The sequence below is a fragment of the Marinomonas alcarazii genome, assembly GCF_003208215.1.
Classification (GTDB): domain Bacteria; phylum Pseudomonadota; class Gammaproteobacteria; order Pseudomonadales; family Marinomonadaceae; genus Marinomonas; species Marinomonas alcarazii.
On sequence record NZ_QKLW01000002.1, the window covers coordinates 675276 to 693523 of the forward strand.

Below are 18248 nucleotides of genomic sequence, written 5' to 3' on the forward strand. Positions count from 1 at the left end.
ACTAATCGAAGATGAATATCTTAAATTAGCTGGCCTTTTTGACAAAAAACTTTAACTATTGATGAGCAAATGCTGTTTTCGTGCAATCGCCGTCGATTTTGCTTTTCTCTTCTTCGAGTATTTCATCTGTAAACTGGCTCATAAAGCAGCAACAAATCCCCTCACCAATCATGGTTCTTGGCCCCATTGGGTGACCAATGTGTTTATACACGCCGTGACTATGGCCATGGGAATGATCATGAGAGTGACTATGAGCATGGGAATGACCGTGGCTATGACCGTGATCGTGACTATGGTCATGTCCATGACTATGAGAATGGCCATTCGGATTTAATACCGACGAGTGCCCGTGACCTTCCGATAGAACCACGTTAGTAAAGTGTTTAACGTCAGATGCAGACAAGCCTTGCGTATCGTCTTGCGGGTCAACAAACTCAGCATGGTGATGATGAACATCTACTTCGCCTGCCGCAAGGCGGCGCTTGAAGGAATTCATCAAGGTCTCTTCGCCCGTTTGTAATTCGCCCTGCATGATTTCTTCCACACGATTTTGGAATGCATCAATAACACGAGGGTGATCATTCAAATAAGGCGTTTGAATAAACTCAATGGCTGGATTCTCTTGAGCAACCTTGTCTACATACCCTTGAATTCGCTTGATCAAACGACCAGTAAACAAAAAGTATGGCGCAACAACAATACGCTTAAAGCCAAGCTTCATTAGCTTTTCAAGACCCACACCGACAGATGGATAAGTTACGCCAGAATAGACAGTATCAGCCCAACCAAACCCCATATTCTCATTGACGATACGAGTTAGCTTCGCCGCTTCAGCATTAGCAGAAGTGTCTGATGTGCCTCGGCCAACAACGACTAACATGGTGTCATACAGGTTTTCTGGTGGGTTTTCAGGATCTAAGCCAAGAGACTCATAAATGCGCGCTTGGAATGCGTCGATCATGTCGTCTTGTAACCCCAATTCACGGCCATAAGTAATGTGAAGACCAGGATGCTTTTCTTCGTAGGTGGTTAATACAGAAGGAATATCATTTTTTGCGTGAGTGGCTGCAAACAACATACCCGGTACGGCGTAAATTTCTTCAACACCTTGATTAACCAAGCTGTTTAACCCCATATGGATATTCGGTGCAGAAAACTCTAGAAATCCATACTCCACAGGCAAGTCAGGAAAACGCTCTTTAAGCCCTTTCGCCACTAGACCAAATTCGCGCTCAGCGTCTTTATCACGACTGCCGTGACCACAGATCATAATGCCCTTTTTGGCCTGTTCTCTATTACTCATTGTTTCTCTCTACTTTATTCATCTCAGCTAGTTGAATAGTCTAAATACAACTAGCAAGGTTACAAGAGATCTTCTACCCAAGATCACTGACGTTGTTCTTGTTGCTGATCTAAATCAAGCAACAAGGATTGTATTTTCTCACGATACCCATCGGCGTTCTGCCACATGCCTCGCTGTATTGCTTCTAATAGCCGTTCGCCCATTTCTTCTAATGCGTGAGGGTTATTATCGCGCATAAAGGCTTGATTGTCTGGATCAAGTAACAATCGATCGGTCACTTGCTCATACTGATAATCCGCAACTAAGTCTGTGGTCGCATCATAAGCGAATAAATAATCCACAGTGGCGGTCATTTCAAACGCCCCTTTGTAGCCATGAGTTTGCATGGCTTCAATCCATTTAGGGTTAAGTACTCGTGAACGCACCACACGATTAAGCTCTTCTTTTAAAGTACGGATTTTTGGTGAGCTCGGATTAGAGTGGTCGCTGTGATAAACACTCGGCGCTTGACCACTAAACTCGGTAACGGCATTGGTCATACCGCCTTGAAACTGATAATAATCGTCTGAGTCGAGAATGTCGTGCTCTCGGTTATCTTGGTTTTGCACCACGGCATCCAATTGCGACAAACGCTCAACAAAGGCAGACTTCGCCTCTATACCATCTTGTTTACCATTATAATGATTGCCATCATAGGCATAACCACCCCAGTTCACATAAGCTTCGGCAAGATCCGCCTTAGTGTCCCAGCAACGCTCGTCGATCAAACCTTGCAAGCCAGCACCGTAAGCGCCTGGTTTACTGCCAAAAACACGGTAAGTCGCTTGACGATTCGCTTCTGCTTCACTCATGCCTTGCGTAAGTAATTTGCTCTTACGGGCTTCCACATTGGCGCGAATAACATTGCCATTACCGGGTTCTTGATAGTCTGCAATGGCTTGAACCGCGGCATCATAGAGCCTCATTACATTGGCGAAAGCGTCTCGAAAAAAGCCTGAAACACGCAAAGTCACATCGACTCGTGGGCGACCTAGCTGCATGCAAGACAAGATTTCAAAATCGGTCACGCGGTTTGACCCCGGCGCCCAAATCGGACGAACGCCCATCAAGGCAAAGGCTTGGGCAATGTCATCACCGCCGGTTCGCATGGTGGCGGTTCCCCAGACAGATAAACCTAAGTCTTTTGGATAATCGCCATGCTCTTGCAAATGGCGCTGAATTAAAGCTTCCGCTGACTGCTGACCAATCGCCCAGGCCGCAGGGGATGGAATCGCCCGATTATCGACAGAGAAAAAATTACGTCCTGTAGGCAAGGTATCGAGCCGGCCCCTTGTCGGCGCACCACTTGGACCAGGGGGAATGAAACCGCCCGCCAAACCTGTTATTAACGCTTGAATTTCATCCTGGGCACTTTGCTGCAAAGCAACCCATAAGCGTTTTTTACTGTGCGCCAATAACACGGCGGTTTGAGGGAGTTTTGTTGCCAACTCATCAGTGGAGCCTTCGCCAATCACATGGCTGAGCACCAACTCTTTGGCGAATAATTCTAAACGCTCTTTGGTATCCGCATGGGTACGCCACGCCAGTTTGCTGACCGACAACAAACGTTCTGGCTTATCACCTACCCAAGGAGTACGCTCACTTTTCATCGGATCAAAACCGTCTTGTTGCAGCGAAAAGTCCTTTACCAAGGCATGAATAATACCTTGACTGGTGATTTCACTGCCCCGCGGTAAGCGTAACAAAGCCACCAGCGTATCAGCGAGCTTATCGTCTTCGGGCAGCTCTCCCAAACGATGTAATCCATGGCGAATTTGCGCTTCTTTGATTTCACATAAATAGGTGTCTAGTCCCTCAAGCACCGCATCGTCATTACCGGATTCAACACCCGTAAGCTCTTCTAATAAATGGGACTCTTGGACTTTTTTGAGGATCTGTTCACGCAACCAAGTCTCGCGGCGCACATCCATGCCCATGGCTTGGTAATATTCATCAACTAGGTTTTCTAATTCCGCCATGTCGCCATAGGTTTCAGCACGAGTCATGGGCGGCATAAGATGATCAATAATCACCGCTTGCGTGCGGCGTTTGGCTTGCGCTCCCTCACCTGGGTCGTTGACGATAAAAGGATAAAAATGCGGCATGGGGCCAAGAGCAATATCCGGCCAGCAAGACGCCGACAAAGCCGTGCCTTTCCCCGGTAACCATTCAAGATTGCCGTGTTTCCCCACATGTACGAAAGCATCAACTTGATAAACATGACGTAACCAAAAATAAAATGCCAAATAACTGTGAGGTGGGATTAAATCTGGGTCATGATAATTCGCCGCCAAATCTAAATTGAAACCTCGAGCAGGCTGAATACCGACAAAGGTTTCGCCCAAGCGAATACCCGCCAACATAATACGACGTTGGCCGTTTTGCTCACGGCATTTATGATCGTCTTCCGGTGGTCCCCAACGATCCCAAACGGCGTTTTGGCACTCCAACGGAAGCTGATAAAAGTACTTTAAGTAATCTTCTAAGGCGAGGCTTTGCCAGCAACCACGTTCATGCAAAGTGTTGGGGTTGTTGGTCACCGCGCCGAGTAATTCTTCGATCAAGGCATTACCATGATCGGGAATATTGTCGATGGGATAACCCGCGGTTTCTAAGGCTTTTAGTAGGTTCACTGCCGAGGCTGGCGTATCCAAACCAACGCCGTTACCAATACGACCATCTTTGGTTGGATAATTTGCCAGCACAAACGCAATACGCTTTTCATGGTTAGGCTTACTGGCTAAATTGGCAAAACGCTTGGCAAGCTGAGCGACAAAACGCGCACGCTCTTCCTGCAATTCATAACGTACTAAGTCTACTTGGGCAATGTCGTTGTAATGGCTCAATGCTTTAAAACTGACCGCACGAGTAATAATACGTCCATCCATTTCTGGCAAGACAATTTGCATCGCCACATCGCGGCTGCGCAAGCCTTGAGTTTGTGCTTGCCAATCTTCTTCAGTACTGCCGGAAAGGATCAACTGTAAAACCGGAATAGGTGATGCAAAAGCCGACTGGAAATCTGTCGGCTCCGAGGCTAGATCAGGACTTCCCACCCGATTTGCTGCAAAACCTGTGGTATTTAAAATCACCTTAGCATGGGTCCGATCAACTAACGATTCGATCAGACCAACGGATACATCGTCCTTTAGGGAGCTTACTGCTACAGCCAAAGGGACTAAGCCTTCTTGCTCTAATATTCCAATCAGGCCATCAAACATCGCGGTATTGCCGCTTTGTAGATGTGAACGATAAAACGCCAAGATAGCAACTGGAAAGCCTTGCGCTAATTTATCCGCATAATGGTTTTGCCATTGCAGGAAACCGGACGAACATCCAGCATGATAAATTAAAGCACTAGGCAGAGGTGCAGGCTCTTGCCACGAACAAGGCCTGCCAAGGTAACGGTCCATAAGGAAATAAAACAATTGCTGAGAATTGACCTGGCCACTTTCACGCAAGTAACGCCACACTCGGTGACAGTCTTCAGCTTGCACAGTAGAAACACTCATCAACGAAGGGTCTTCAGAATCATCCCCAGGGACAAAAATCAGGGTGCGACCCGCTTTAGCATTCACCCAATCTTGAAGCCGCTGGAAGCCATATTCCCAATAGTGCTCACCGCCAAGCAGTGACACAACCACAACCTTGGCATGATCAAGCACCTTGTGCTCGTACAAATCGTAAGCAGCGGGTTTGACCAACTGCATCCAATTGGCAAGGCGAACACTCGGTAATCTTACGCCCTCCAATCCATCATGGGGACGATTGAAAGAAGCGACTTGATCAAGTGCACTACCAAGTGCACCGAGCACACTATCCGCCGCGGCCAAAATAACTAAGTCTGCTGGGGATTGCCCAAGATCAACAATCCCCTCGTCGTCAACAAAGCCACCCGGTTTGGCTGCTAATAAGTGCACGGTTTCTCCAATTACTTCTTCTACTTAACCGTCATTCTCGCGAAAGCGGGAATCCATAGTTTTTCCATTAAGAGCTTGGGCATAGCCCTCTTAACCCCTCCCTAACCCTCCCCTTCGCAAGGGGAGGGAATGTCTAGCTCCTCCCCCTTTTCAAGGGGGAGGCTGGGAGAGGGTTAAGCACTCAAAGCATCATGCAGAATATTCTCAATCTGCTCTTTATTGATACCCTTGCCGATGAACACCAATTGCGTTTTACGTACTTCTTCTGGCTTCCACAAACGGTCAAAGTAACGATCCAAACGCGTTCCCACCACTTGAAATACTTGGCGCATAGGCTTGCCATGAACCGCTGCAAAACCTTTTACACGGAAAATATTGTGTTCTTCAATTAACTGAGTCAGTGTGTCTTGCAATAAATCGGACTGCACTTCACCCAATGTCACAACAAATGAGTCAAAGTGATCATGGGCATGATCATGATGTTCACCATGAGCATGATGATGATCGTGATGGTTGTGAACTTCATCGATTCGGCTTTCTGTCGCTGCGTCGATGCCCAACAAAACATCCAGAGCCGTTTCGCCATTTTCAATGTAAACGGTTTTGACTGTGCTTGGCACTTCATGGGCAATGATAGCCTGTACCCGAGCGCGCTCTTCCTCGTTTAGCAAATCATTTTTACTCACCACCACTAAGTCTGCGGCACTAAGTTGATCGTCTAATAATTCTTGCAAGCTTGGGTCGTGATCTAAACTTTCATCTGCTAGGCGTTGTGCTTGAACTTTATCTTCATCATGTGCAAAGCGACCTGCCGCCACAGCTGCACCATCGACCACGGTAATTACGGCATCAACGGTGCAGTGCTCTTTGATACCCGGCCAGTTAAACGCTTGCACTAAAGGTTTTGGCAGCGCCAAACCGCTCGTCTCGATCAAGATATGGTCAATATCTCCACGGCGTGCGACAAGTTGCTGCATCACTGGCAAAAACTCTTCTTCTACAGTGCAGCAAATACAACCATTCGCCAATTCGTAAAAGCCATCGTCACTGCGCAGACTTCCCTCTTCCACACCTTCTGGGCAATCAAGTGGACAAGAACGCAATAAATCGGAATCGATATCCAACTCACCAAACTCATTTACGATCACCGCGATACGTTTACCAGCGGCTTGTTTTAGGACGTTGGATAATAGTGTCGTTTTACCACTACCCAAAAAACCTGTCACAATTGTGGTTGGTATTTTATTCAATTGCATGATTCATCCTTTTCACTTTTAGGCTGATTTTTCTTAGATTGATGTATTTTACGGAAAATATGCGCTTGCTCTTTGTCGTATAAATAGGAGTCTGCGAAATCTTCTGTATCTAATACTTTTCCGACCAATATTAAACTGGTGCGAGTGAATTTTTTCTCTCTTACTTTGGCAACAATATCCGTCAATGTTCCCACTACGTAATCTTGATCAGGCCAGCTAGTGCGATAACAAACAGCCACAGGACAGTCCTCACCATAGTGAGGTATCAGCTCTTCAACGATTTTATGGATACGAGTGATGCCAAGATGAATCGCTAACGTCGCGCCACTTTGCGCCAAGGCGGGCAAGCGTTCACGCTCTGGGAAAGGTGTTTTGCCTTCATAGCGCGTCATGATGACGGTTTGTGAAACGCCAGATAAAGTCAATTCTTTACGTAATAACGCAGCGGATGCTGCCACGGCACTGACACCAGGAATCACTTCATAATCAATATCTAATGCTTCCAAGCGACGAATTTGTTCGCCAATCGCACCGTATAAAGCAGGATCTCCAGACTGCAAGCGAGCAACGTCTTTGCCCTCTTGCGCCGCTTTTTCAATCACGGCTGTGGTTTCATCGAGATTCATTTCTGCCGTATCGTAAATGGCTTCAGCAGTACCACGGACACTATCAACCACTTGTGGCGGAATTAAAGAACCAGCGTAAAGAACAATCGGACAGCGCTCCATGGTTTTAACGGCTTTTACCGTCATCAAATCTGGATCGCCTGGGCCTGCGCCAATAAAGTAAACAGTCATTTTGTCACTAACCTTTTATAAAGAGCTAAAGCTTTTTGGAATAGCCGCGAGGCGTGTAAATCCAGTGTTTCTGGCCGTTAACTATGTGTTTTGAGTCGGAATTGCCCACACTTACCATGGTGAACATATCGACATCTTTGGCCTCTAGCTCACCCAAGGTCGTAAAGGTAATCTCTTCTTCCGGACGGGTCAGCTGGCGACCAATCATCACAGGGGTACTAGCAGGACGATATTGCAATAGGACATCACGAGCGTGGTTTAGTTGCCAATCTCTTTTCTTTGAAACAGGATTATAAAATGACACGACAAAATCCCCCGCGCCACAAGCGTGTAAACGCTTGTCGATGGTTTCCCAAGGGGTTAATAAATCGGAAAGTGAAATGGTACAAAAATCGTGACCTAGCATTGCTCCAACACGGCTTGCACCGGCTTGCATTGCCGAAATGCCAGGAATCACTTCAATATCAACATTCAGCCATTCAGGATGGTCTTCTTTGCCTTGCAGCTGTAAATCCAGTAACTCAAACACCAATGTCGCCATGGCGTATATGCCGATATCACCACTGGAAATTAACGCGGTATTTTTTCCTTGAGCGGCCAAATCGAGCGCCAAACGAGCACGCCCAATTTCTTCGCCTAACGGTAGGTTATGAAACGCCTTACCTTCACTCAACTCGCCCAATAAATCTAAATAGTAGCCGTAGCCTACCCAATCACTGCAAGCTGACAATGCTTGCGTTGCTTTGGGTGCAACCAACCCTAAATCACCTGGGCCCATGCCCATTACAAATAGCTTGTTCATACGTTCTCTACAATGGAATCATGCGTCATAAGACGCGAATGAAACCATTGTACACGTATTGCTAATTTGACGGGATGAAAACACTTCGATTTAAAGTGAAGACAACTCAGGTGATAAGGCTACGACTCTACTTTAACAAGACGACATGTTGCTGCCATGGCTCCCACTTCTAGCTCTGCCGTTTCACCATGAATCCAGAAAGTAAGACCTTCCCCAAGGTAAAACGAGCCAGATGCGCTAATGGCACGAGTCAATGTGTATTCTTTATCATTCCAGGTAATTTGCGCATTTTCGGCATGAAAGAAAACATGCAAAGGGGCAGCATTACATAGGTAAGTCGCTGCGTTAGTCTGTGAAATGTCGCCCATGTCATCAACGTCGCTATCCAATGACGTCTCTTTAGTGACCGAACTACAGGCTGTCAATGCTAACAAAGACGCACAAACGAGGAATTTTTGTAACCGTGATGTTTTTATACTCACAAAGAATGACTCCATTCAAAATCAATATTCCAAATTTCTCTATTAAAGCAACAAAACACAAAATCTGCTGCTCACCGTATTTTATATCGAGATAGGTATAAAGCTCCATTCATTGAGCCATGATTATTGGTTACTTTTTGTTACTTAGATGTTTATCACAAAAACGCTACATTTTTCTTAAGAACACTCTTTGACAGTCAACAACGAAAACAAGTAGTATTTATTTTGTCGGATTTATCCGACTTCGTTCTCGGGGCGGGGTGTAATTCCCCACCGGCGGTAAAGAATCTATTTCTAAGCCCGCGAGCGCCTAGAAGATCATATCTTGTAGGGTCAGCAGATCTGGTGTAATTCCAGAGCCGACGGTTATAGTCCGGATGATAGAGAGCGCGTCAGACAAGACCTTAAGTGGTGTCGTATTTTGCGACGCCTCAGGTATGCCATATTGATTATGGTGTATTTGCCTGCCCGTTCGCCCTGATTCACCTTAGATTTTTTTAGGATTGACAAATGAATCAGAGCTCAACGAATAACATTGAATTTACTCCAGCGACAAAACGTATTGCTATTCTTCATGCTTCTTGGCACGAAGATATTGTCATGAATTGTGTCGAAGGCTTTAAAAAAGAACTCGTTTCTCGTGGATATGACGCGTCTTTGATAGACGTTATCCCTGTTCCTGGCGGCTACGAAATCCCACTACAAGCCAAACTACTGGCGAAGAGCGGACAATACGCTGCGATCGCAGGAACAGCATTGGTTGTCGATGGTGGCATCTACCGTCACGACTTTGTTGCTCAAGCAATTTGCAATGCGTTAATGCAAGTGCAATTAGAAACGGAAGTACCTGTTCTTACCGCGGTGCTAACACCTCATAATTTCCATGAGCACGATGAGCACAAAGAATACTTCAGCCGTCATTTTGTTAAGAAAGGGGTGGAGCTAGCACATGCTTGCGATCAAACCATACGCTTAACAGAAAAAGCGAAGCAAATGCTATAAATTCAAAGTCAAACGCGACATACAAAAGCGTAATAGGTTTACAAAAATGCTCCGTATTCGAAGAATACGGAGCATTTTTTATTTCACTCAATAGTAAGTTCGACTACTCAGGTAAAGGCCTTACTTCGTAGCGATTGATACACCTCGGTATTTCGATCTTCTTCAGCACACAAGCCCAGCATATCATCCACAAAAAAGCCTAACGCTCTTCGCTCTATTTGCTCAATTCCTTGCTGCTGTTGTCGTGATAAATTGCCATATTTTGAGGCCGCGCCAAAATCACCAAACAAGACATGACCTTCTTCATTAATAAGGGTGTTGTGTGCATAAAGGTCACCATGACTGACTTTTTTCTCACAAAAGTAAGTGACCAGCTGTTCCACTTGCTCAACAATCTTGGCAATTTTATCTATCGAAAACACCTGCTCCAGCGCAAAGGTATCTCGAGTGCAAGACTCCAAACTCGGCGGTAGACCCAAATTCGTGTAATGAGTTGGGATTAACTCCATCACCAAAGCAGAACAATCAGCCTCAGCCACTTTTGCCAGCGGCCTTACCAAATTGTCATGATCACCAACCGCCAAACAGGCATCTAACTCATCTTCGGGGAAACCATCACTGGTCACGTCGCCTTTAAAAACTTTCACGGCTACTGATTCAGAAAAGCCAAAGGTATTTTTTTGCCACGTCGCGAGAGAGATAACGCCTGATGCGCCTTGCCCTAATACTTGATGCAGTTTTAGATCACCAAAAGGTACGGTTTTAAATTCGTCATGTGAATCACGTTGCGCACAAAACGGGTTGCCAGAGAACGCTAACCAAGCCAAACGAGGCAATTCTAATAATGCATCAGGGAAAGTCACCAGCTGATTCGCTGACAAACGAATCAACTCTAAATGACGGCAGTTGATAATAGAGTCAGGCAGAGTGCTTAAGCGGTTACCTGCCAATGCCAGTTTTTGCAATCGCGTCAATCTTCCAAAATCCTCTGGCAGAGACGTAATTTTGTTGTCCGTGAGAATAAGCCAACGCGTTTGCGTCGGTAAGGATGCAGATGACACAGTCGCAATTTGATTGCTTTTAAAGCCAATCATCTCCAGTTGCTCACACTGCCCTAAGACGTCTGGCAGATGAGTAAACAGATTGTTCGAACAGAAAATTATGCGCAGTTTTTTAAGGCGTGGTAAATCAGCGGGCAGCTCACTTAAATGGTTATTAGACAAATCAAGAATTTCTAAGCTATCCGCAAGATCAAAAATCGCTTCTGGAAAGTGGGATAAGTTGTCAGAAAGCTGAAGACGAACAATGCCTTTCAGCTCTCCGCTATAAAGTTGGTCAAGTGTGTGCAAAATAATGCTCTTTCTACATAAGGTTTACACGCATTATAACCAATTACATACGAGGAATGGTGGTTATCAAGTCTGTCGTACCAACATCAATGCCCATTTGGAAAAGTAAGGTGGTTATCTGCCCCCTATGATGAGTTTGATGATTAAAGAAGTGCTGTAGAGTAAAGCCAAACCTTTGGGAATGATCAATGCCTTTCATATTTTTATACACAAGCGCCGATGCTAGGATCTCGTCGGTTACTTCATCCATCATGGCAATAATCAGCTTATCTAGCTCGAAACGCTTACTTTGTAATAAGAGTAAATCATCAAACAACTGAGTATTAAGCGCCGCAGGTCGTTCTAACGTACGAACAAGATCTAAACTAGAAAGCTCAGTAAAATGATCTGCAAAGCGTTTCAACCAAATAATGTCCGCCACAAGATTATGGTTAAGCGTTCCTAGTACTGAGCCAAAAAATGCGCCTTTATCAGCTACTAGATCAGCACGACTCAACTCCCCAACGGCCTTATAAATAGCCTGATTCATCCATTGATTATAAGACGCCATCAGCTGCATATTTTCTTTTACCGACATAATCCTCTACCTTTTTAGGTATTTGTTAAGCCGCTAATAAAACAGCAATTAGGGCAATTAAGCCAGGAACACCCTGCACAAATAGAATCTTCTTATTGGCGCTGATGGCACCATAAACGCCCGCCACAATAACACATAGCAAGAAAAAAACGGTCACCTGAAAGCCCTCGGCACCAAGCCATAACCCCCATAACAACCCTGCCGCCAAGAAGCCATTGTAAAGTCCTTGGTTTGCTGCCATCACTTGCGTTGCTTTTGCAAAATCAGGCTTTAAGCCAAATGCCCTCATCCCTTGAGGTTTATCCCAAAGAAACATCTCGATATACATGATATACACATGCAAAAGAGCAACTAGCGCCGTGGCAACCATTGAAAATAACACCATAAATACAACCTCTTATTTTTATATTTTGTTAACGGAATAGTTTTCATACTATGAGTAAAACACTAAGAAACTATTTTGGATTCTATTGATCTACTACTTTGGACGCTTTCTGGCTGTCATCTTTTGACGGAATTTTTCCTTTGAAGTCTCTTAATACAATAGTCAACGCATCCACAGCCACTTGTGGCTTTATATCATTACTTTCTAGTAACTCAATAAGATCTACAGCCAGCTTAACGTGATCTGGCGCATGCTCTAAAGACATATGGGCTCCCTGTTAAAGTTGATCTAATTTAAATGCAGAATGCGTAAAGAGACAATGATAAATCTTTTTTGCTGTCTATAATGGCGTTTACAGCTAAAAATTGTTCGATAGAGACACATTCCATAAACTAAAATATAAATACGCCACATTGAATGAGGTTACCGTGATTACAAATGAATTTTGGTTGGATCGTTGGAAAGCTGGACGTATTGGCTTTCACCAAGAAGGCATTAACCCAAGGCTAGTAGAATTTTGGCCAGCCTTGCCAAAGAACAGTCGTGTGCTTGTGCCTTTGTGTGGTAAATCAAATGATATGATTTGGCTTGCAGAACAAGGTTATGAAGTCACCGGTGTAGAACTGTCTTCTCTCGCTGTCATTCAGTTTTTAGGGGACAACGATTTAAGCTATGACACACACCAAGAAGGCGACTTGAAGATACATACGGTAAATAGCGGTTTATCGTTACGCATCATTGAAGGAGACTACTTCCAGTTCTGCGAAGATGGCTTTGATGCCTGTTACGATCGTGCAGCCATGGTAGCAATGCCAGATTCAAAGCGCGCGGAGTATGTTGCTCACACACTGAAACGCTTATCCCCTACTGCGAGTGTCTTGTTAATCTCCTTACAATACGACGGCGATACGCAAGGTCCACCATTTTCAATCGAAGAAGACAGCATTCCTTTACTTTGGGGCAATCGTATTCAAAAAATAGCCTCAGAAAACTTAGCTCAAACCAATTTGCAGTATAAAGAGCAAGGACACAGCACCTATAACGAAAGTGTTTGGCGGATTCAGTCTTAAAGAGGATATAACGGAATAGGCTTAGATTTGACTGTCTACCCCAGAGGTTTTCTGGGATAATAGCGCACAGTTTTCCACCTATAATCCATGTATCCTCGTACTAGCAAAGAAATAGTCATTCACTATTTTCACCGATTCCAAGAGTAGACAATGATCAAACGACATAAAACCGCCAAGCAACTTTTCTCTTACCCATTGTATTGGGCTGAGTGTTATGGCGTCTCCCCCTTCCTACCCACAACAAGGGAAGAAATGGACGCTCTTGGCTGGGATAGCTGTGACGTGATCATTGTTACGGGCGATGCTTATGTGGACCATCCCAGCTTTGGCATGGCAGTACTAGGTCGCTTATTAGAAGCGCAAGGTTATCGTGTTGGTATTATCGATCAGCCAGATTGGCGTAATACTGATGATTTTATGCGCCTTGGCCGACCAAACCTATACTTCGGTATTACTGCGGGCAACATGGACTCGATGATCAACCGTTATACTGCGGATTTAAAAGTCCGTAATGACGATGCTTATACGCCCTATGGCATAGGCGGTAAACGCCCTGATCGTGCGGTTATTGTCTACTCCCAGCGCTGTAAAGAAGCCTTCCACGACATTCCTGTCATGATTGGCGGTATTGAGGCTAGCCTGCGACGCATTGCTCAATACGATTATTGGAGTGACGAAGTTCGTCGCTCAGTACTAATCGACTCTACAGCTGATATTCTACTTTATGGCAATGCCGAACGCGCCATGATCGAAGTGACTCATCAAATGGCTATGGGGAAAACGCTTGATGAACTTACTGACATTCGTGGCACCACGATTGTCCGTAACACACCGCCTGGTGGCTACACAGAAATCGACTCCACTCGCGTTGATTGGCCTGGTAAAGTCGATAAAATTTACAGCCCTTACGAATACATCCCGGAAGGCAAATGCCAAACTAAGGACGAAGAAGAGTCCGATGTCATGCCTATTCGAGTCATTCCCGCCCCACTGCGCCGTGGCGAAAAGCTTGATCCGGAAAAAACCTACATCCGTTTGCCTTCTTTTGAGAAAGTCTCGAAAGACCCTGTTCTATACGCCCACACTTCGCGTATTTTACACCTTGAATCAAACCCACATAACGCACGAGCCTTGATTCAAAAACACGGTAAAAAAGAGATATGGGTGAACCCACCACCAATCCCATTAGAAACACCAGAAATGGACGGTGTGTTCGACTTGCCTTACGCGCGAGTGCCTCACCCAAAATACAAGAAAGCTCGTATCCCTGCTTACGACATGATTAAAACGTCGATCAATATTATGCGCGGATGCTTTGGCGGCTGTACTTTTTGTTCGATCACGGAGCATGAAGGGCGTGTCATTCAATCCCGCTCACACGAATCGATTCTGAACGAAATTGAAGACATCAAAGCGAAAGTGCCAGGATTCACTGGACACATTTCAGATCTTGGCGGGCCGACATCGAACATGTACACACTGAACTGTAACGACGATGAAGTTCAGGCATCTTGTCGTAAGCTTTCCTGTGTATACCCGACCATCTGCTCTAATTTGAATACAGATCACAGTCCAACTACCCAGTTATACAGAAAAACCCGAGCGGTCGAAGGCATTCACACTGTATCGATTGCTTCAGGCTTGCGTTATGACCTAGCGGTAGAAGACCCAGAGTACGTTAAAGAACTTGTCACGCATCATGTTGGCGGGCTCTTAAAAATCGCACCAGAGCACTCAGAGAAAGACACACTGTCAAAAATGATGAAGCCTGGAATGGGAACGTACGATCGCTTCAAGCGCATGTTTGATAAGTACTCTAAAGAAGCGGGCAAAAAACAGCATTTGATCCCTTACTTTATCGCTGCGCACCCTGGCAGCTCCGATGAGGATATGCTTAACCTTGCCGTCTGGTTGAAAACCAACGACTTCAAGCCAGACCAAGTACAAACCTTCTATCCGTCGCCAATGTCCTTAGCAACGGCGATGTATCACTCGGGCAAAAACCCATTGAAGCCTGTTACCTACAAGAGTGAAGATGTTTACACACCAAAAGACGCCAAACAGCGGACAGTGCAAAAAGGCTTTTTGCGTTACCACGATCCAAGCAACTGGCAGGATCTACGCAATAGCCTGATCAAAATGGGTCGCTCGGATCTAATTGGCCATGGCGATAACAAATTGGTCCCTGCAGCAGAAAAGGATAAACAAATCCATCGACGCCCTCAAAAAGCCAAACCAGGACAGGCAACTGGCGCGTCACATACGTCTAATAGACCGACTATGGAAAAAAATGCAGCAGCGGAAAAGGCTCGCAATAAAAACACTCCGAAGCCGACGAATAACCGAGCTAAAACAGGGGCTGCAACACCAGCAAAGCGTCGCAAGACAAAAGTAAAATCGCGCCAACAATAACGACAAAGCTAAACACTAGACATAAAAAAACGCGCCCCGTAAAAACAGGGCGCGTTTTTTTATTCAAATACATATCAGCTATGGGCTGCCCTTACTGACTTCTGTCTTCTTCGACAAGCAAGCGCCAACTCTACCGCGGATATTAGGATCAAGGTATAACCCAATGTCTCTATTCCCTCTTCGACAATGTTCTTCACCAGTCGCATATAGGAATCCCCCATAACAGCCTGCCAAAAAGAGCCGCGCCCCAGTAAACGAGAAAACGCCATTATAGTGACAAAACCGGCGAGAAACGTACCGAAACTAGGCTGTTGAGAGTATTCTTTTAATGAAGCATAAATAGAAGAAAAACGCCCCCATAGAGCAATAACCACGCAAACAAAAATCATACTTACAATTGCTTGCCACGCGCCATCAAATACATACTGGTCTAATAAAGAATCAGACTCTCGCACAAACATCATGGCTGAAAGAGCACCCAATAATGTTGCCGCTATATTTAATTTTTTATCCAAGCGTGCAGCATACAAAAACAATAGACAGCTAAAGAAAGACATAAAGTCTTGCATATGCTCTGTTAGAGTTTGTTCGCTGTATTGAGCAGCCGTTTGAAATTGGTATCCTTCCAATGATATGAGCTGTGCGACTCCGGCAACAGCAAAAAGATAAATAAAACCACGAAAAATAAACATGAAAAGACCTCAGCTTGTAAGGCCGAGATTTTAGTGAAAAAAAACTAAAAAAACGATGTATTACAATAAGATGACACTATCATTTCTTGATTCATCGTTATGTCATGTCAGTTATAATAAAAAGACAATTAAGGAATAATTTAAGACGATTTGTAGTCAATTAAGTTCAAAGATGCATCACTGTCCATTAATTCGTCTTGCATGCTTTCAACATGACCTGCCACCTCGTCAGGCGACGAAAAGTGCGCAACATGATACATAGCATCACCTTCTTGAACTAAAGGAATATTCTGCTTACCAATAATGATGCCGCCATTTTTACAAAGCACCTTATCTAAGATGTCACCATAAGGGTCTTTAATTTCAGCTAATACATCCCCAGTTTCGACTAGGTCACCCAGCTCTTTAATATGAGTGGTAAAACCGCTGTCTGTCGCTCTTATCCAACTACTGCTGCGTGCAATCCTTGGCTCAGAAAGCGATTTTTTACTGCGGGATTTTGGCAACATACTTAAGTGGCGCATAACACCAACAATACCTTTGACGCCGGCCCGAATAGACAACTCATCAAAACGCAGCGCTTCACCCGCTTCATATAAGATGACTTTTGCTCCGACATCATTAGCGCATTCTCTTAGCGATCCATCACGAAGGTTCGAATTCATTAAAACGGGTACGCCAAATGCTTTTGCAATCGCTAATGTCTCAGGGTCATCTAAGTTTGCTCTTACCTGAGGAAGGTTTGTGCGGTGCAAACTGCCAGTATGAAGATCAATGCCATAGTCAGCTTTAGAGACTATTTCGCTTAAGAATCGATCAGCAACGCGACCCGCTAGAGAGCCCCGTTTAGAGCCAGGGAAAGAACGATTTAGATCACGTCGGTCGGGCAAATAACGGCTTTGGTTCAACACACCATAGCCGTTAACAATTGGCACCGCGATCAGGGTGCCTTTTAGGTTCTCAAGATATTTACTTTGAATAATACGGCTAATGATCTCAATACCGTTCAGCTCATCACCATGAATAGCGGCGCTGAGAAACAATGTCGGCCCTGAGCGCTTACCGCGCTTAACAAACACCGGCATGGACATATTTGTGTCAGTATACAACTTTACCATTGGCAGTTTTATTCGAGCTGTACCACCCAATGGAATATCAACACCACCAATTGTTAAAGTTGTTTTTCCCATTAACCTTTACCTTTTGTCTTTGTCGTGCTCTGAAGCGCTGTTTTTTCAATGTGTTGAATAATCATAGCAGCAACATCCTTACCTGTGGCGGACTCAATCCCCTCCAATCCAGGTGAAGAGTTTACTTCCATAATCAACGGGCCGTTATTGGAACGCAGAATATCAACGCCACACATATTCAAACCCATTACCTTTGCCGCTTCCACCGCCGTACGTCTTTCTTCTGGTGACAGTTTAACTAAAGAAGCCGTTCCACCACGATGAAGGTTTGAACGAAACTCACCTTCCGCACCTTGGCGCTTCATTGCTGCAATAACTTTTCCACCAACAACCAAACAACGGATATCAGCGCCACCCGCTTCTTTAATGTATTCTTGCACTAGGATGTTGGCTTTCAACCCCATGAAAGCTTCAATGATAGATTCAGCCGTCTTGTTCGACTCCGCCAAAACGACACCAATCCCTTGGGTCCCTTCTAAAAGCTTAATAACAACAGGGGCACCACCGACATTTTTCAAGAGATCGCCAATTTTGTCTGGATGATGCGCAAAACCGGTTTTAGGTAAACCCAGACCTTTACGAGACATAAGTTGCAACGATCTTAGCTTATCCCGTGAACGACTAATCGCCACAGACTCATTAATACTGTACGTCCCCATCATCTCAAACTGCCTAACAACCGCGGTTCCATAAAAGGTAACAGAAGCACCAATTCTAGGAATAACGGCATCGTATTTAGGCAACGGCTTACCATCATAACGCACTGAAGGATTGCTACTTGTTATGTCCATATAGCAATGCATCGTATCAATAACATCCACTTCATGACCAAGCTTTTCACCTGCCTCAACCAATCTACGGGTCGAATAAAGTCGAGGGTTACGAGAAAGAATTGCAATTTTCATAGATGTCCTTTGAACAAAGTAGAAAGCAAATGATGCTTAAAAAAAGGTTAATGCCAATGGCGCGAGA

At 44.9% G+C, this 18248-nt stretch carries 16 protein-coding genes and 1 riboswitch; of the genes, 3 read left to right on the plus strand and 13 right to left on the minus strand.

The genetic code is table 11. The features are described from left to right. Positions 1-55: 55 nt before the first annotated feature. The 6 genes from DFP75_RS08005 to DFP75_RS08030 all read right to left on the minus strand — a co-directional run bounded on the left by DFP75_RS08005 (position 56) and on the right by DFP75_RS08030 (position 8599). On the minus strand, positions 56-1303 hold the full coding sequence (locus DFP75_RS08005; RefSeq protein ID WP_110574026.1) for a sirohydrochlorin chelatase: 1248 nt from the start codon (positions 1301-1303) through the stop codon (positions 56-58). An 83-nt stretch (positions 1304-1386) separates the two neighbouring features. Continuing rightward, positions 1387-5262: a cobaltochelatase subunit CobN gene (gene cobN / locus DFP75_RS08010; protein ID WP_110574028.1), complete on the minus strand. Its 3876-nt coding sequence runs from the start codon at positions 5260-5262 to the stop codon at positions 1387-1389. Positions 5263-5435: 173 nt separating this feature from the next. Next, a complete protein-coding gene (gene cobW / locus DFP75_RS08015) occupies positions 5436-6518 on the minus strand; it encodes a cobalamin biosynthesis protein CobW (protein WP_110574030.1) in 1083 nt (360 codons plus the stop codon). Continuing rightward, entirely contained in the window at positions 6509-7315 is an 807-nt protein-coding gene (gene cobM, locus DFP75_RS08020; RefSeq protein ID WP_110574032.1) for a precorrin-4 C(11)-methyltransferase, read from the minus strand. The genes cobW and cobM overlap by 10 nt, the downstream gene beginning before the upstream one ends. Before the next feature lie 25 nt (positions 7316-7340). Next, a complete protein-coding gene (cobJ, locus tag DFP75_RS08025; protein WP_110574034.1) occupies positions 7341-8117 on the minus strand; it encodes a precorrin-3B C(17)-methyltransferase in 777 nt (258 codons plus the stop codon). A gap of 119 nt (positions 8118-8236) precedes the next feature. Continuing rightward, positions 8237-8599 (minus strand): MliC family protein, encoded by a 363-nt coding sequence (locus tag DFP75_RS08030; protein ID WP_175404946.1) that lies wholly within the window; start codon positions 8597-8599, stop codon positions 8237-8239. A 242-nt stretch (positions 8600-8841) separates the two neighbouring features. Beyond that, positions 8842-8992: riboswitch (FMN riboswitch) on the plus strand. Positions 8993-9109: 117 nt separating this feature from the next. Between DFP75_RS08030 and DFP75_RS08035 the strand changes: the two genes are divergently transcribed. Continuing rightward, a complete protein-coding gene (locus tag DFP75_RS08035) occupies positions 9110-9601 on the plus strand; it encodes a 6,7-dimethyl-8-ribityllumazine synthase (RefSeq protein ID WP_110574038.1) in 492 nt (163 codons plus the stop codon). A gap of 107 nt (positions 9602-9708) precedes the next feature. Here the strand turns inward: DFP75_RS08035 and DFP75_RS08040 are convergent, their stop codons facing one another. The 4 genes from DFP75_RS08040 to rsmS all read right to left on the minus strand — a co-directional run bounded on the left by DFP75_RS08040 (position 9709) and on the right by rsmS (position 12177). Beyond that, positions 9709-10950 (minus strand): leucine-rich repeat-containing protein kinase family protein, encoded by a 1242-nt coding sequence (locus tag DFP75_RS08040; RefSeq protein ID WP_110574040.1) that lies wholly within the window; start codon positions 10948-10950, stop codon positions 9709-9711. A 43-nt stretch (positions 10951-10993) separates the two neighbouring features. After that, positions 10994-11527 (minus strand): DinB family protein, encoded by a 534-nt coding sequence (locus DFP75_RS08045; protein ID WP_110574043.1) that lies wholly within the window; start codon positions 11525-11527, stop codon positions 10994-10996. Between the two features lie 25 nt (positions 11528-11552). After that, positions 11553-11912, minus strand: coding sequence for a DUF1304 domain-containing protein (locus DFP75_RS08050; protein ID WP_110574045.1), 360 nt, complete (start codon positions 11910-11912; stop codon positions 11553-11555). An 82-nt stretch (positions 11913-11994) separates the two neighbouring features. Beyond that, positions 11995-12177 carry a pleiotropic regulatory protein RsmS gene (rsmS, locus tag DFP75_RS08055; RefSeq protein ID WP_110574047.1) on the minus strand — a complete coding sequence of 61 codons (183 nt, stop codon included), beginning with the start codon at positions 12175-12177 and terminating at the stop codon, positions 11995-11997. Positions 12178-12340: 163 nt separating this feature from the next. Here rsmS and DFP75_RS08060 point away from each other — a divergent pair, with 163 nt between their 5' ends. Beyond that, on the plus strand, positions 12341-12982 hold the full coding sequence (locus tag DFP75_RS08060; RefSeq protein ID WP_110574049.1) for a class I SAM-dependent methyltransferase: 642 nt from the start codon (positions 12341-12343) through the stop codon (positions 12980-12982). Between the two features lie 150 nt (positions 12983-13132). Beyond that, positions 13133-15394: a YgiQ family radical SAM protein gene (locus DFP75_RS08065; protein ID WP_110574050.1), complete on the plus strand. Its 2262-nt coding sequence runs from the start codon at positions 13133-13135 to the stop codon at positions 15392-15394. Between the two features lie 74 nt (positions 15395-15468). Here the strand turns inward: DFP75_RS08065 and DFP75_RS08070 are convergent, their stop codons facing one another. The 3 genes from DFP75_RS08070 to rimK form a co-directional block, all read right to left on the minus strand. Beyond that, complete coding sequence (locus tag DFP75_RS08070) at positions 15469-16086, minus strand: hypothetical protein (RefSeq protein WP_110574052.1); 618 nt, start codon at positions 16084-16086, stop codon at positions 15469-15471. Between the two features lie 140 nt (positions 16087-16226). Beyond that, positions 16227-17276 carry a succinylglutamate desuccinylase/aspartoacylase family protein gene (locus DFP75_RS08075; RefSeq protein ID WP_110574054.1) on the minus strand — a complete coding sequence of 350 codons (1050 nt, stop codon included), beginning with the start codon at positions 17274-17276 and terminating at the stop codon, positions 16227-16229. Then, on the minus strand, positions 17276-18181 hold the full coding sequence (gene rimK / locus DFP75_RS08080; RefSeq protein ID WP_110574056.1) for a 30S ribosomal protein S6--L-glutamate ligase: 906 nt from the start codon (positions 18179-18181) through the stop codon (positions 17276-17278). The genes DFP75_RS08075 and rimK overlap by 1 nt, the downstream gene beginning before the upstream one ends. Positions 18182-18248 lie beyond the last annotated feature (67 nt).